The 15309-nt window shown below is 58.3% G+C and carries 11 protein-coding genes; 2 read left to right on the top strand and 9 right to left on the bottom strand.

The genetic code is table 11. The features are described 5' to 3' along the window. Positions 1-15 precede the first annotated feature (15 nt). Genes HDF08_RS19565 through HDF08_RS19535 form a run of 7 tightly spaced genes read right to left on the bottom strand, consistent with a single transcriptional unit; the run spans position 16 to position 8930 of the window. Positions 16-708 (bottom strand): hypothetical protein, encoded by a 693-nt coding sequence (locus tag HDF08_RS19565; protein WP_179640339.1) that lies wholly within the window; start codon positions 706-708, stop codon positions 16-18. Further along, positions 698-2032 carry a hypothetical protein gene (locus HDF08_RS19560; RefSeq protein ID WP_179640338.1) on the bottom strand — a complete coding sequence of 445 codons (1335 nt, stop codon included), beginning with the start codon at positions 2030-2032 and terminating at the stop codon, positions 698-700. The genes HDF08_RS19565 and HDF08_RS19560 overlap by 11 nt, the downstream gene beginning before the upstream one ends. 33 nt (positions 2033-2065) lie before the next feature. Continuing rightward, positions 2066-2848, bottom strand: coding sequence for a c-type cytochrome (locus HDF08_RS19555; protein WP_373563239.1), 783 nt, complete (start codon positions 2846-2848; stop codon positions 2066-2068). 7 nt (positions 2849-2855) lie between these two features. Next, positions 2856-3398 carry a DUF3341 domain-containing protein gene (locus HDF08_RS19550; protein WP_179640337.1) on the bottom strand — a complete coding sequence of 181 codons (543 nt, stop codon included), beginning with the start codon at positions 3396-3398 and terminating at the stop codon, positions 2856-2858. Then, positions 3398-4840 (bottom strand): NrfD/PsrC family molybdoenzyme membrane anchor subunit, encoded by a 1443-nt coding sequence (nrfD, locus tag HDF08_RS19545; protein ID WP_179640336.1) that lies wholly within the window; start codon positions 4838-4840, stop codon positions 3398-3400. The genes HDF08_RS19550 and nrfD overlap by 1 nt, the downstream gene beginning before the upstream one ends. Then, positions 4840-8064 carry a TAT-variant-translocated molybdopterin oxidoreductase gene (locus tag HDF08_RS19540; RefSeq protein ID WP_179640335.1) on the bottom strand — a complete coding sequence of 1075 codons (3225 nt, stop codon included), beginning with the start codon at positions 8062-8064 and terminating at the stop codon, positions 4840-4842. Before HDF08_RS19540 ends, nrfD begins: the two co-directional genes overlap by 1 nt. Beyond that, the gene (locus HDF08_RS19535; RefSeq protein ID WP_179640334.1) at positions 8061-8930 is read right to left on the bottom strand and encodes a cytochrome c3 family protein; all 870 of its coding nucleotides are present in this window, start codon (positions 8928-8930) and stop codon (positions 8061-8063) included. Before HDF08_RS19535 ends, HDF08_RS19540 begins: the two co-directional genes overlap by 4 nt. A gap of 418 nt (positions 8931-9348) precedes the next feature. Between HDF08_RS19535 and HDF08_RS19530 the strand changes: the two genes are divergently transcribed. Beyond that, the gene (locus HDF08_RS19530) at positions 9349-10071 is read left to right on the top strand and encodes a DNA-3-methyladenine glycosylase family protein (RefSeq protein ID WP_179640333.1); all 723 of its coding nucleotides are present in this window, start codon (positions 9349-9351) and stop codon (positions 10069-10071) included. Positions 10072-10309: 238 nt separating this feature from the next. After that, positions 10310-12898, top strand: a complete 2589-nt coding sequence (locus HDF08_RS19525) for a DUF3536 domain-containing protein (protein ID WP_179640332.1) — start codon at positions 10310-10312, stop codon at positions 12896-12898. Between the two features lie 22 nt (positions 12899-12920). On the opposite strand, the gene HDF08_RS19520 is transcribed toward HDF08_RS19525, so the two are convergent. After that, a complete protein-coding gene (locus HDF08_RS19520; RefSeq protein WP_179640331.1) occupies positions 12921-13730 on the bottom strand; it encodes a class I SAM-dependent methyltransferase in 810 nt (269 codons plus the stop codon). An 82-nt stretch (positions 13731-13812) separates the two neighbouring features. Then, positions 13813-15003, bottom strand: coding sequence for a M23 family metallopeptidase (locus HDF08_RS19515; protein WP_179640330.1), 1191 nt, complete (start codon positions 15001-15003; stop codon positions 13813-13815). Positions 15004-15309: the final 306 nt, after the last annotated feature.

Here is a 15309-nt window from a genome sequence, read left to right as displayed (position 1 = left end):
GCCTGAGCAAACTCTTTACTTCGTTGGAGTAAGCTCTGCCTGGCTAGCTGCTTCCGCTTTGCCATAGCTCATCTTTTGTTCCCGCGCTTCGATAACCTCAAGCTCATATCCAGTCCGGGCAAATCCCGAGGTCAACGGAGCCAAAACCACCGGCTTCTCATCTCCAGCCATCTCTACGGTAGCTGCTGCTGCCTGGCTGTTGACCGGCAAGCCACGCTGCGCGATCAACTCCATCGCACGAGAGATAGGAATCCGAATCGAGCCATTCTCCGCAGGAGTTACGCTGTAGTTGTCAAGCAGCAGATCCTCGCGGGCATGCATATCTGCCGTCGCCTGGTTGCCGTCATCGATATCCAGGCGTGGCTCCGGAAAGGTCGACGTCATCTGCTGAAACTCTTTCTGCTGCATCTCCGGGTTGCTGGCCAGGTCCTGACGTTTGCCGTTGGTCGTCTCCGCACCAGCAAAGTCCGACAGCTTGTTCCACTTGGTCGTTGGCCCATCCGATTTTTCAATCGCCGAGTTGATGACCTTACCCATCACAAAGCAGAAGACAAAGAAGACCAGCACGAACCCGAACAGGCCAGCCAGAAACACAGCCACACCGCCGGCGTTGACGTCGGTCGTCTCATATCCCGGCGAGTCAGCATCGCGAACATGCTGGTCGTGCGGGCCGGGCGTTTGATGCATCTCGTGATCGTTAGTGGGCATGTTCAGGCTCCAACATCTCTTCAACGTGAGGATCGTTCACATTGAGCAAAGGACGTGCTTGCAGTTGCGTCATGTAGTAAGCCGCCCACAGCGAGATCACAGCTACGGGCACAGTGATATAGGCAAGAATTCCAACATTCCCGGCGAGGTGAAGATTACCCGCGGCATCAGCGAAGTTTGGCTCAATCAGCCAGAACATATCCACGCAGCGCGCAAAGATCATGAAGCACGTCAGCCAGATCATCTTCTGCTTGTTCCGCTTCAAATCGCGGGACAACAGCAGGCAGAAGGGAATCAGCCAATGGCAGATGAAGTCCAGAGAGCAGACATACCACCATCCACCATGAATTCGATTCAGGTACCAGGGAATCTCGTCCGGCACGTTGCCCGACCAGATGATCAGGAACTCGGCAAAGCAAAGGTAGATGTTGAGCATCACAAATGCGAACGCCAGCTTGCCCAGGTCGTGCTGCTCCGTCGCCCTCAGCATCGTCTTCATCGGCTCAAACCGCGACAGCAGAATCACCGTCAGGATCCCGAGCGCGAGTACCGCGTACCCTTGTCCGACCAAGAACTGCAGCCCCCAGATCGACGAGTACCAGGTAATGTCCAGTGACTTGATCCAGACGATCGCGCCATCAGTGAGCAGAATGACGTAGATCAAAATGCCAATGCCGCTCAGATTTTCAAACTTCACCCGCCAGCGATCAAAGCTTGGCTCAGTCCCGCGCGCTGGATCGGCGTCGCGCTGAAGCGACCATTTGTTCAGTAGAAACACGAACAGGCCGAGGATCGCAAAGATCACGACCGTCTGGAAGATTGCGGCTGCCGGATTCAACATGGCCCTCTTGTCGTTGAGCGTCATCGCCTGCTCAAGCGACACGGCATGATTCGACAACGCCTGAGCCACGGCTCCAGCTGTCGGGAACGCTGCCCACTGATACAGATGCTTCCACAGGAAGATGATCGGCACGAACATAAGGCCCACCAGCCAGATCGTGCGCGACATCGCCTCTAGCGGGCGCCGAAGCAGCAGGCCCCACTTGCCTCCGCTGACATACTGCAGCATCAACATCACCAGCCCACCACCCGCAAAGCTGAAGCAGATCATATAGCCCAACAGGTAGGCGCGGAGGATATGATTCTTTCCCTCGTGGGTGAAGGCGAAGAAGATCGACAGAATCGAGGCAACCGCAAAGACAATCAATGCGCGCATCCGCCACGCCGAGAGAATCTCCGGCGCAGCAAGCGACGCAGGCAGTACTCGCGGCCCGTGGTGGGAGTGATCGTGTTGCCCGCCGTTATGTTCGTGTCCAGATGACATGCGTTTCAAGCCTTCGTTCGGAAGCTTCCGAGGTTACTGCTTCGGTGCGGTTTTTCCGGCAGACGCCGCCGGCGCAGCTGCGTTGTTTCGTGATGGAGCAGCCGCCGTAGTTCCAGCAGCTCCGGCGCCTGTGACAGGGAGCACATAAAGTCCATTGTCTGGCGTGCCCGTCACAGCCGTTGGCGGTAGCACCCACTCATCGGCGAAGGAGGCCGGCAAACCCTCCCGTTCGGCGATGCTAGCAAGCGGCTCAACATGAGCGCCGGACGCCACGTCAGCCTGTGTCGCCTTCTGGCTCAGCTGCAATGCCTTGATATAAGCGACAATCGCCCAGCGATCTGCCGGCACAATCTGCGCCGAATAGTCAGGCATGGAACCATACCCATTCGAGATCACATGAAAGAAGTGTCCCAGCGGCGCAGTCTCGAGCCGAGCCGAATGAAAGCTGCCGGCCTTCGAGTACCCGCGCTGCACAATCATGCCAATCCCATTGCCAACCCGCGAGTGGCACGGCGTGCAGTAGACGTTGTAACGCTCCTGCCCCCGCTCGAGCACCTGCATGGTCGCCGGGAAGGGCATACCATCACCCTCTTTTCCATTTACCAGCCCGGTATAGAAATAGGCATCTTCATGGAGCTGATTCCGAGCAACCGTATCCTCGACCTGCGGACGCACCGAACGGCCATCCGCATAGAAGTCCGTGCCACGTTGCGGATAAAACTTCGGCTGATTATGCATATCCTGACGGCAGCCCGTCACCACCAGCAGAGACAATGCTGCTGCGGCGAGGCCAAGGCGTCGGGATGTCAATCTCACTTGCGTATTAATGATCCACCTCCACCACGGAGACCGCAGGGAACTGCTCAAGAAACGTCCGCGTCTCGCTCAACGAGAACTTCGGATCAACCGCCTCGAGACACAGGAAAAACTTATCGGTCGTCGCGCCATTCCTGAAGTTCGGCGCGTTGAAGACCGGATGATAGAGCTGCGGCAAGCCGTTCAGCGCAATCATTCCGAGAGCCGCCGAAAAACCAGCGAATAAAATCGTCCACTCGTAGGCGGGAATGATAAACGCAGGCCACGAAAATAGAGGACGGCCAGCGATGTTCAGCGGATAGGCCCACACATTGATCCAGGTCTCCATCAGAAACGCCGTCGTTACCCCCATCAATCCGCCGATCAGGCACACCATCGGCACCCGCGTCTTATGGAAGTGCAGCGCCTCAGCCGCCTCTTCCACCGGATACGGCGTGTAGCACTCCATGCGTCGATAGCCCGCACGATGCGCCTCTTGAGTCGCATACACTAACTCGCTGGGCGTATTAAACTCGGCCAGCATTCCGTAAATTCCTTCGCGCGGCGGCATTAGGCGGACTCCTCACTGATCGTTTCGGCATTGGCTCCGCCAGGCGTTACCTTCGTCTGCGGCAGCATCATTCGAATCTCGGACATCGGAATCATCGGCAGGAACCGAACAAACAGGAAGAACAGGAACGTAAACAGGCCCATCGTTCCCACGTAAATCATGTAGTCCCACTTCGTCGCGCGGTAGGTACCCCAGCTCGAAGGCAGATACTCGCGGTAGAGGCTGGTAACAACGATGACAAAGCGCTCAAACCACATCCCTGTATTTACGATCAGCGACAGGATAAACAGGAACGTCACGTTCACCCGCAGCTTGCGCGACCAGAGCGTCGTCAGCGGAATCGCAATGTTAGTCAGAATCAGGATCCAGTACGCCCAGCCCATCGGCCCAAACATACGGTTCCACATCATGAAGAACTCCCAGTGGCTGGCCGAAAACCATGCCATGAAGACCTCCATGCCATAGCCGTAGGCCACAATCGAGCCCGTCGCCAGCATCACCTTCGCCATATTGTCCAGGTGCCGCAGCGTAACCAGATCTTCCATGTGGTAGAACTTGCGGATCGGAATCGCCAGCGTCAGCACCATGGCAAAACCTGAGTACACAGCACCCGCAACGAAGTAGGGCGGGAAGATCGTCGTGTGCCACCCCGCCAGCGCCGCCACCGCGAAGTCGAAGCTGATGACCGTGTGTACCGAGAGCACCAGCGGAGTCGAAAGACCCGCCAGCAGCAGGGAAGCCGACTCATAACGAATCCAGTGCCGGGTCGAACCACGCCAGCCCAGCGACAGCATCCCATAGAAGTACTTCGCCGCCGGCATCGTAGCCCGGTCGCGCAGCGTCCCAAAGTCGGGAATCATTCCGATATACCAGAAGATGATTGAGATCGAGGCATACGTCGAAACCGCAAAGACGTCCCAGGCCAGCGGGCTGCGGAACTGCGGCCACACGTTCATCGTGTTTGGATAAGGGAAGAGCCAGTACGCCAGCCACGGACGCCCAACGTGAATAAGCGGAAACGTTCCTGCGCAGACCACCGCGAAGATGGTCATCGCCTCAGCAAACCGATTGATCGAGTTACGCCAGGTCTGCTTGAACAAAAGAAGAATCGCAGAGATCAGCGTGCCCGCGTGGCCGATACCGATCCACCACACAAAGTTGATGATGGCGAATCCCCATGCGCCCGGAATCGTGACGCCCCAGATTCCGACGCCCTTTAGGAACAGCCAGGTACAGCCGACCACCACACCCATCGCAACGCCGCCACCCACCATCAGGCCAAAGAACCAGCCCAGCGGAGTGTTCGACGTCAGCACGATACCCGCAATCTTCTGCGTCACCGACTTGAAGTTATGGCCCGGCGCGATTACCGCGTATTCGCCGGTACGCGGGTCGATCATGGGATCGACGCTCGGGTCCTGCATGGGTCCTTTAGTCGCCATTATGCCAGCTCCGGGTGCGGGTTGATGACTCCGGCCGTATAGGTGGTGCGCGGACGGAAGTTGAGATCGGCGAGTACCTGGTAATCGCGCTCCTCAGCCTTGGCCTTTGCCACCTTGCTTGCCTTGTCGTTGATATTGCCGAACGTAATAGCGCTGGTCGGGCAGGCCTGCTGGCATGCCGTCACAATCTCGCCGTCACGAATCTCGCGGTTTTCCTTATCCGCCACAATCTTCACTGCCTCAATTCGCTGCACGCAGTAGCTGCACTTCTCCATTACGCCGCGCGAACGAACCGACACGTCAGGATTCCGCATGAACTTGAGGCTCTCCGTGTCATAGTCCGAGTACAACAGGAAGTTGAACCGGCGAACCTTATACGGGCAGTTATTGGAGCAGTAACGGGTCCCCACGCAGCGGTTGTAAACCATCGTGTTGATCCCCTCCGGCGTATGCACCGTAGCGCCCACTGGGCAGACCTGTTCACAACCTGCGTTTTCGCAGTGCTGGCAGGCCATCGGCTGGAAGTGCGCCTTTGGAGCATGTAGATCGCCCTCAAAGTAGGTATCGATACGCAGCCACTGCATGTTGCGCCCAACCTTCACCTGCTCGCGACCCACGACAGGAATGTTGTTCTCCGCATAGCAACTAACAATGCAGGCGTTGCAACCGATGCAGCTGTTCAGGTCAATCGCCATGCCCCACGCATTTTGAATCTTCAGCGTCGACGGATCCTGCTTCTCGTAGTTCCAGTTATCCGGGAAGAACGAGTTGTCGTGCGGAACCTTCTCACCCTGCGGCGAATACCCTACCTTATCGATCAGCGTTCCGCTTGTCCCGCCCTCGTGAGCGAAGTTCGGATTCTTCTTCACCTCATCGAGCGTGGCGTAGCGGATGATCGATCGCTCCTCCGCCTCATGCCCAGCCAGGGAGTACACACCGTCTTTATCCGAGAGTGGCTTCTCCAGATCGTGCTGCGCAAAGCTGCCGCGATGCTCGATGTTGTGGACCTTCGTGATGCAAAGATCGTACGTTCCCGGTACCTTCTTTGCGGTCGCGCCTGAAACCGATAGCAGCCCATCGGTAGTGCGAATCTGGTAAGCATCGAAGCCGACGCCCTGACCAACACGACCCGCCTCAACGCCTCGGCCAAAGCCAAGATGAACCGTGATCACGCCATCAGGATGCCCCGGAATCATCATCGCCGGCGCAATCACCTCGCGGCCATTCAACGAAATCTTCACTGGATCGGATTCATCGAGCTTCAAGTCGGCGAGCGTATTAATGCTCATGATGGCCGCGTTATCCCAGCTCAGATTCGTCACCTGCTTGGGCAACTCCTGCAACCACCCCACATTCGCGAACCGCCCATCGTAGATCGAAGGATCAGGCCGGAACGAAACTTCAAGTCCACTCGGAGCAGCAGCAGCGGGAAAGGACGCGACAGCACTCTTACTCGCACCACCAGCCTTCGCCGTGAACGCAGTTCCTTCCACCCAACCATCGTGGAGAGCCTTACGCCACGAGGTAGCAAAGTCGCCCTTGGTGTAGGTCTTCGCATTCGCAACAACAACGTCATAAGCCGACTGCTGCGGATCCGCCAGCAGCGCTTGCAACACATCATGCGATGACTTGCCGCCATACATCGGGTCGATCATCGGCTGAATAATCGAGATCGTACCGTCGTAGGCCCGTGCATCCGACCAGCTCTCCAGGTAGTGGCTTCTATTGATATGCCAGTTCGAGATCGCACCCGTCTCATCCACATGCGAGGCAAGCTGCGCCGTCACTGGAACATTTGCGAATGCGTCTCTGAAGCCAAGATCCCACGGTGCCGAGTAGATCGGATTGACGCCAAGCATCACCAGCCATTGCACCTTGCCAGCCTTCATATCGGCAACCAGCGACTTCAGCTCCGCAACCTGTTCGGTCGGCATCGGGTTCACCGTCTCGGTGTAAATCACCGTCTTGCCCACTGCCCCCAGAGAAGAGTTCAGCGCATAAGCCGCTGCATGAACCGTCGGCGAAGCTTGCTCTCCTGGAATCACAACGCACTTGCCGCCGCTATTCTTCAGATCAGCGCTCAACGCAGCAAAAAACTTCTGCTGTTCCGGTCCAAAACCCTGTAAGCCCGCGCCTTGCGGAGCGGAGCCGCTCGCCAACGCCTGCGCGAACGTCGCAATCTCACTCGGCTTCAGCGCCAGCCGATGCTCCGCCTTGAACCCCGTCACCGTCGGCATGGTCTCGACGACGTACAGCCGGTTCATCATCTTACCCTCTTCATACCGATGCCGTTCCGCATAGCCCGAAGCCAGCGGCAGGAAGCCCGGATGAGCGATGCCACCCAGGAAATCCGCATCGAGCGAGAGAATGACGTCTGCCTCTTCCAGCTTGTACTGCGTGTCCGTATAGCTACCGAACGCCGCCTTTGAAGCCGCGCGCGAGGAGTCCTGATTCACCGGCTCCCACTGCACCAGCTTTGCCTGAGGATAAGCCGCCTGCACCTGCTTCCATTGCGCCGCCAGCGTCGGCGAAGTAATCGTCTCACTCAGAAAATAAATGCCCTGGCCGCCAGAGGTCTTCTTCGCAGCGGTAGCAAACGCCTGCTGAAACTCGCCCCACGACGCAACTTCGCCGCGATGCAGCACATGCTGAGAACGGTCAGGGTCGTATAGATCAAGTAGCGTAGCCTGCGTAAAGGCGTCGGACTTACCCTTCGACATCGGATGTTCAGGATTGCCATCCACCTTGATCGGCCGGAACGAATCCGACTTCACCAGCACCGGAATCGCACCGGTCGGGAACGGATACGCCGTCGCAAAGTACATCGGCTTGCCAAGAACCAGATCCTCCGGCTGCTTGATGTACGGAAAGATCGGCTCATCCGGCTGCTTCGTACAACCCGCCAACCCCGCCAGCGCCAGCGACGCGCCCATCACCTTCAGGAAGCCACGCCGACTTACCGCATCGACCCACTCGCCCGCTCCAGCCTGCCGTGGAAACTCTTCCCTCATCAACTCGTGGAACGCCGGCGTATCCGCCAACTCGTCCAGATTCTTCCAGAAGCGTCGCCCCGTCTTGCCATCCAACTTGGCATGAACCTCAGCAAGCGTCATCTTCGCCGGTGCAATCTGAGTCACCACTACGGGTTGTCCTGCCGGTGCTTTCATCTCAGCCATCGTGTCTTCAGTTCCATTCCCGGTCGTCTTGTTTCCAGTCGTCTTCATCGGTGGCACGTCTCACAGCTCGACAGCTGCTCCGGATTGCGGATGTGGTACTGAGCCGTCAGATACTTGCCCAGGTCACTCTGGTTCGTAAACTTTTGATAGCTCGCTGGCATCGTGATCCCCAGCGGAGGAACATCGCTCGACGTCGGCCCATTCGCCTCAGTGTTCATCTGCAGCATCGCCAGCTCCGGCCCTTTGCCCGAAGGATTCATCGTCGTGCAGCTTACATTCTGCGCCGTCGGTCCAGAACCAGCCGCGCCCGTACCCGTACTCGAACACCACACCGGTCGCTCACTCGAAGGACCAGCCCACGCCATGTTGTAGATCTCGCTGGTCGGCCGCAGATTCACCGCCGGATTACGATGGCAGTTCAAACACCACTCCATCTGAAGCGTGTTTTGCTGATACATCAGCGGCATCTCGTCCACGCGCCCATGACAGCTGGCGCAGCCGATGCCCTTGTTCACGTGAATCTGGTGGTTGAAGTAAACGTAGTCCGGAAGGTCGTGCACCCGAATCCACTGAATCGAAGCCCCCGTCGCCCAACTCTGCCGCACCGGCTCCAGCAGTTGAGCATTTGTCCAGATCTGCGCATGACAGTTGATACAGGTCTTCGTCGGAGGAATCCCCGCATACGCAGCCTTCTCCACCTGCGTGTGACAGTACTGGCACTGCAGGCCAAGTCCCTCAACGTGGTGCTTGTGGCTGAACGGTATCGGCTGATCCGGCCGCTGGCCCTGCCGCGTCACCCACGGTGATCGCTGTAGCTGGTCCAGCGTTACGCCGAGCGCGATAACGATTACGCCCGTCAAAACAAGGCTGAATCGAGCCAGCGCGTTCGAACTGCGGTCAAAAACTTGCGCCATGAGTACGTTCCTGCTTCCTCTGCATTACCTGAGCTAAGGGTTGAGAAGTTGCTGTCAAGATTTTAGATACTGCGTCTCGCTACTTTTGCCGCGCAATCCATACGCGGCGATCGGAGCGTCCGTAATCGGAGCGACCCCGAAAATTTCTGTCTTCGAGACTCAGAGTATAGCAGTGGAAAACCCCACCTCAACTCATCCGCAACAACTCGCAACTGATTTTCCTGCCGCAACATCCGATTATCGAACCCGCTTCAAATCCATACACAACATCTCGTGCATGGCTGTTCATCGGCTGAAACTGACCGCTACATCTACCCTGCCCGAAACGTATCGGACTTGTAAATGCAAACCAAGTTAGTCCGAATTCTGCTAATCGCGCACAAGACTTTTCCGCCTCTCCTGCGATACCGTCAGTCTCATGCCGCGACCACACCACACTCCGCGCTCTCCCCGTTACGATGCCGCCCAGGCCTTATTAGATCTATCCGCCGCCGATCCCAAACTAGGCAAGCTCATCGAACGCGCCGGCCCCTTTACCCTCCGCGTCTCCAGCACCCAATCGCCCTTCGAGGCCTTAGTCGAGAGCATCATCTATCAGCAACTCCACGGCAAAGCAGCCGCCACCATCCACCGCCGCCTGCTCGAAAGCTTCTACCCCGTCACCGCCAACGAGCACTTCGCCGCCCAGCACCTGCTCGACTGCCCCAACGAGCAACTCCGCGCCGCCGGCCTCTCCCACAACAAATCCCTCGCCCTCCGCGACCTCGCCGCCAAAACCCTCGACGGCACCGTCCCCACCCTCATCCGCATCCGTCGCATGTCCGACGAAGCCATCATCGAGCACCTAACCCAGGTCCGTGGCATCGGTCGCTGGACCGTCGAGATGCTCCTCATCTTCCGCCTTGGCCGACCCAACGTCCTGCCCGTCGACGACTACGGCGTCCGCAAAGGCTTTGCCCTCACCTTCGGCAAACTCAAACCAGCCGACAAGGTCACCCCCGCCGACCTCCCCAAGCCCGACGTCATGCACCGCCGCGCAAAAAAATGGCAGCCCTGGTCTTCGGTCGCAAGCTGGTATCTCTGGCGCGCCTGCGACCTCGCAGCCGGAAAACTCACCCTTCCTTTGAACTCCGAGCCATAAACTGCATCCAAACCCATGTCCTGCCGGACGAGCCTCCTTCGCGGAGGGCGGTCACTTGGTGACGCGTATACCTTGTCCCGGTAAACTGAGCAACATAGCTCCTCCCGTTGGTCGGAAATAAATCTCTCGCGCCGACCAACGGGAGGCCCTTGCATTTTGTATCGTCCATGAAAGGTATACGCGTCACGAAGTGACCGCCCCACGCGCAGTGGGCCCGTCCGGCAGGACAAAAGGATCAATGGCAAAGTCGAAGACATCCACAAAAAGCAAACCCGCCGCCGTCGAAGCCCCCCGCTTCGTCTGCATCCACGGCCACTTTTACCAGCCACCCCGCGAAAACCCCTGGCTCGAAACCGTCGAGGTCCAGGACTCCGCCGCCCCCTATCACGACTGGAACGACCGCATCACCGCCGAGTGCTACGCCCCCAACGGCGCCTCCCGCATCACCAACAAGCAGAACGAGATCATCCGCATCATGAACAACTACGCCCGGATGAGCTTCAACTTCGGCCCCACCCTCCTCAGCTGGCTCCAGCAGAAAGCCCCCCGCGCCTACCGCATGATCGTCGATGCCGACAAGGTCAGCGCCCAGCACTACAGCGGCCATGGATCCGCCGTCGCCCAGGTCTATAACCACATCATCATGCCCCTCGCCAGCCGCCGCGACGCCCTCACCCAGATCCGCTGGGGCATCGCCGACTTCGAATCCCGCTTCGGCCGCAAACCCGAAGGCATGTGGCTCGCCGAGACCGCCGTCAATCGCAATGTGCTCGACCTCATGGCGCAGGAGGGCATTAAATTCACCATCCTCGCCCCCGTTCAATGCGCCCGTGTCCGCCGCCTCGAGCCGCCCGCTGGCACTACCTCCAAACCGAACCTCGACCCCGTCGCCGCAGCAGCCGCTCCAGCCGAAGAGCCCTGGACCCAGACGCCCAGCGCCAACGTCAACCCGACCCACCCCTACCTTGTAAAACTCGACGAAGGCCGCAGCATCGCCGTCTTCTTCTACGATGGCCCCGGCTCCCGCGCCATCGCCTTTGAAGGCCTACTCAACAGCGGAGAAAACTTCGGCAGCCGCCTCCTCGGAGGCTTCCACCCAGCCTCCCCCGGCGACCCCGAGATCGCCCAGCTCTCCCACGTCGCCACCGACGGCGAAAGCTACGGCCACCACCACAAACACGGCGAGATGGCCCTCTCCTATGCCATGCACTGGATCGAGGAAGGCGCACAGGCCAAACTCACCAACTACGGCGAGTTTCTCGAAAAATTCCCGCCCAAGTGGGAGGCAGAAGTCGCCGAAGACACCTCCTGGTCCTGCGCCCACGGCGTCGAACGCTGGCGCTCCAACTGCGGCTGCAACGGTGGCAAGGCCGGCTGGAACCAAGAGTGGCGCGCCCCCCTGCGCGAATCCCTCGACTACCTCCGCGACGCCACCGCACCGCTCGCCGAAAAGCTCTCCCAATCCCTCTTCAAAGATCTCTGGGTCGCCCGCGAAGCCTATATCCACGTCGTCCTCGACCGCTCCCCTGCCTCCATCATCCGCTTCTTCGCCGACCACGCCATCCGCCACCTCACCGAAGACGAGCGCGTCAGCGCACTCGAACTCATGGAGCTCGAACGCCACACCCAGCTCATGTACACCAGCTGCGGCTGGTTCTTCGACGAGATCTCCGGCATCGAAACTGTCCAGATCATCGCCTACGCCGGACGTGTCCTCCAGCTCGCCGCCAAACTCTTCGGCCCTCCCGGCGTCGCCCTCGAAGCCGAGTTCCTTACCCGCCTCGCCCGCGCAAAAAGCAACGTCCCCGAGATGGGCGACGGCGCCGAAGTCTACCGCCGCTACGTCAAGAGCATGAAGATCGGCCTCGAACAGGTCGGTGCTCACTACGCCATCAGCTCCATCTTCCGCGCCTATCCAGAGCACGGCGAGCTCTTCTGCTTCGACGTCCACCGCGAATCGCAGGAGGTCTTCAACTCCGGCCGCGGCCGCGTCGCCCTCGGCCGCGCGCTCCTCTACTCCCGCATCACCGAGGAGAGTGAAGAGCTCTGCTTCGCCGTACTCCACCTCGGCGACCAGAACCTATCCGCCGCCGTCAAAGCCTACAACTCCAACAACCCAGCCGAGGTCGAAGCCTTCGCCACCTTCTCCACCGACATCAGCACCGCCATCCGTCGCGCCAACCTCCCCGAGGTCATCCGCCTCATCGACCGCTTCTTCGGCGAAACCGCCTACTCGCTAACCTCCCTCTTCGCCGACGAGCAGCATCGCATCCTCAGCACCATCCTCAACCAGACCGTCTCCGAGATGGAGCACTCCCTCCGCAAGATCTACGAAGACCACGCCTCCCTCATGCACTTCCTCACCGAGTCCGGCATGACCGCCCCGCCCGCCCTCGCCACCGCAGCCCGATTCGCCATCAACGCCAGCCTCCGTCAGGCCATCGAGTCCGAAACCTTCGACAACGCCGAAATCGAAGCACTCATCAGCCGCGCCGAAGCCGATCAAATCCCTCTCGACACGCAACTCCTCAGCTACACCACAGGACAGCGCATGAAGCGCGCCATGATCCGCCTCGAAGCCGCAGCTTCAGGCGATCCGCAAGCCGCCGACGCCCTCGCCGCAGCCATCGTAGTCGCAGAGGCCACCCACAAGATGCCCTTCGAGGTAAACATCTGGCAGGCCCAGAACATCTGGAACGACCTCCTCCGTCGCAGCGACACCAACTACTGGACCGACGAGTGGAAGGAAGGCTTCAAAAAACTGGGCGAGACCATGAACATCAAGGTCGATCAGCTCGTCATCGAAGAAGGCGTCAGCACCTTCTAGCTCTCAGTACTCGGGAGTGACCTTACAAAGGATCAAAGCGTAGCCATTGTTGGACCTCGACACGCCCTTCAGAGCATAGAATCCATCGATCTATCTCCGTGAACTCTTCCAGCTCCTTGATCGTCCAGGGATTGCGAGCTCCTGGATACCAGGTTGTTACGCGATGCGTCAAAGAAGCTCTCTCCACGAGACGCTCCATCTCCCCTTGGGGATCGGCATAGATATGGGCATGAGTTTCGACGATGATCATCGAATCTTTCAGGAAGGCAAAAACTTCCTCGGTAAGTACTTTGAACTCCGCGCCTTCAATATCGATAAGAAACATCGTCTCGTGCGAGTTGATCTTGTGAGTGCGAAGAGTATCAACGAAACGATCCGATGCCGTGCCGAGAATCGTTATCTTGTCCAAGACGCCGTTTTTATCAGCCAGCCGACTGATGGCCGTGCGGCACTCGGGAATGGATTCGAAGGCTACGGAGCGATCGACTTTGCCACTATGAAGAAGACCGACAGCGTAGTATCCGTCCGCAGCGCCGACATCGACAAACACTCGAAAGTGAGCAGGGGCCCCTGCAAGGTTCTCGAGGACCTCCTGCTCGTACAGGCCGAGAATCATAACGCCCTGCTCCGATCGGCCCCAGCGAGGGTTGTCTAACCATTGCATCCCGGCAAACGGCCCATACTGCACAATGCCGCCGCACTTTGCAAAGATCTTCCGTGACAAGCGACGCCGATAAAGGCCTACGACACGGCGAAAGTTCAGGTGACGTCTAAAAGCTTTTGAGACATAGCCAAGCAACGATAGTTCCTCGATACGAATGGGCTGTTTCACTACATTCTAAACACCACCAACCAGCGCATGAAGCGTGCTATGATCTGCCTCGAAGCCGCAGCCCTCGAAGCATCGAAGCGCGCTACCGAGGCGACAACGAGATAATCAGTTGATCGAGCGGCAGCGAATTCTCTATCTGGTGCGGAGGAGAGAACACATTAATTGCAAGTGGTGTCCCGTTGGCCTCTGCTTCGTCGAAAGCCTCCGTGCCGGGCGTCGCACCCGTCACTTTGAAGGCATCAATTTGATATGGCAGCCCGTTCGAAGCAAGCGACAACTCCGAACTCATCACATGAAAGTGCAGATGCGGTGCTACAGAATTACCCGAGTTCCCCACCAGGCCAATGATCTGTCCGCGCTTCACTCGATCGCCGCGATGAAGATTGATGCTCGCCGACTGCATGTGCGCGTAACAGGCAAAATGATGCCCCCCGATATCCTCAATGATCGCGTTCCCATCCGCGTCTTCAATCGGAATATTCGTGGGATACTTCCCCGGCGTCTGTTCAGGCAGGCCCGTAATCGCAACGGCTACCACCCCATCTGCAACCGCATAGACAGGCTTTCCGAAGATCGTATAGCTCTCAAGTTTTTCTCTTGGACCTGAATAGATACGGCCGTTTGCATCCAACTGCTCCCAATCGACAGCGTAACGTTGAGCCACATAGACGCGCCCATTGATAGGTAACGCAGCCCGGGTGTGGCGCGTCGCATCGCAACACGAATCAGCAGAGACGTAACCATCCCCACGCAGAGGCGCACCGATCTGCGCAACCGGCTGAAGGTCCGGCGTCGTTGCGCCGCCAGTCTCGGTGATCTCCTGTTGTCCCGGAGGCGCAGCGCTGTAGTGCGCCTTGATCCGATGCAGAAGCTGCTTCGGAATTGGAGAACCATTCGGAAGAATGACGTTCAAAAAAAGTATCGACTGCGTGCCCCGGGCAAGCACCCCGGAAGCTTCGCGCAAACCCGCAGGCTGAAGACGACGAGAGACCGCCGCTGCGTCCAGCCTCTGCAGAACCCCACCGTCACCGATCACCTCAACATCTTGAATATCCGCCTCGCCACTCGAGATATTCGCCAGCCACACCTCATAGACCAGGTGCACCTGGCCGTCCGAACCTTTGAAAGGCACCGGCGCATCATGAACCGCAATCAGCAGCGGCGTCATCTGCTGCGCTACCTCACTCCATCCCAACCCTGCATAGATCGTGAAAAAACCGATCAACGAAACCGTAATCGACAAAGCGAAAGACCGTCTTGAAATATCTCGCATCACCTCTCCATTCACAACAGACTGTCCCGTCATAAAGCTGCACTACATCTGCTATAAGAGGCATCGATGAGAGCACTGGAAATCAGACGCTCAGATCGCATTCACGACAACAACCTGCTTTCAAGAGGCCGTAGGGAGTGTGCGAAACATACTATGTCAGCCCAACCAATCCATCAATCCAATCAGTCTCAACCCAACAGACCAGACCATCACTTGGTACGAGCATTAGAACGGAACCAACCCTATCGCAGCCGCCATACATGCATCAATCTCAGTCTGTTCGGTCTCTTCCGGGCAACTCAACAT

This window comes from Tunturiibacter empetritectus (assembly GCF_013410875.1).
GTDB classification, from domain to species: domain Bacteria; phylum Acidobacteriota; class Terriglobia; order Terriglobales; family Acidobacteriaceae; genus Edaphobacter; species Edaphobacter empetritectus.
This window is presented reverse-complemented; position numbering and strand designations above follow the sequence as displayed.

Bases quoted from the DNA above. Each gene is read 5' to 3' on its own strand.
- HDF08_RS19565 (WP_179640339.1), bottom strand. From the start codon at position 708: ATGCCCACTAACGATCACGAGATGCATCAAACGCCCGGCCCGCACGAC.
- HDF08_RS19560 (WP_179640338.1), bottom strand. From the start codon at position 2,032: ATGTCATCTGGACACGAACATAACGGCGGGCAACACGATCACTCCCAC.
- HDF08_RS19550 (WP_179640337.1), bottom strand. From the start codon at position 3,398: ATGCCGCCGCGCGAAGGAATTTACGGAATGCTGGCCGAGTTTAATACG.
- nrfD (WP_179640336.1), bottom strand. From the start codon at position 4,840: ATGGCGACTAAAGGACCCATGCAGGACCCGAGCGTCGATCCCATGATC.
- HDF08_RS19540 (WP_179640335.1), bottom strand. From the start codon at position 8,064: ATGAAGACGACTGGAAACAAGACGACCGGGAATGGAACTGAAGACACG.
- HDF08_RS19535 (WP_179640334.1), bottom strand. From the start codon at position 8,930: ATGGCGCAAGTTTTTGACCGCAGTTCGAACGCGCTGGCTCGATTCAGC.
- HDF08_RS19530 (WP_179640333.1), top strand. From the start codon at position 9,349: ATGCCGCGACCACACCACACTCCGCGCTCTCCCCGTTACGATGCCGCC.
- HDF08_RS19525 (WP_179640332.1), top strand. From the start codon at position 10,310: ATGGCAAAGTCGAAGACATCCACAAAAAGCAAACCCGCCGCCGTCGAA.
- HDF08_RS19515 (WP_179640330.1), bottom strand. From the start codon at position 15,003: ATGCGAGATATTTCAAGACGGTCTTTCGCTTTGTCGATTACGGTTTCG.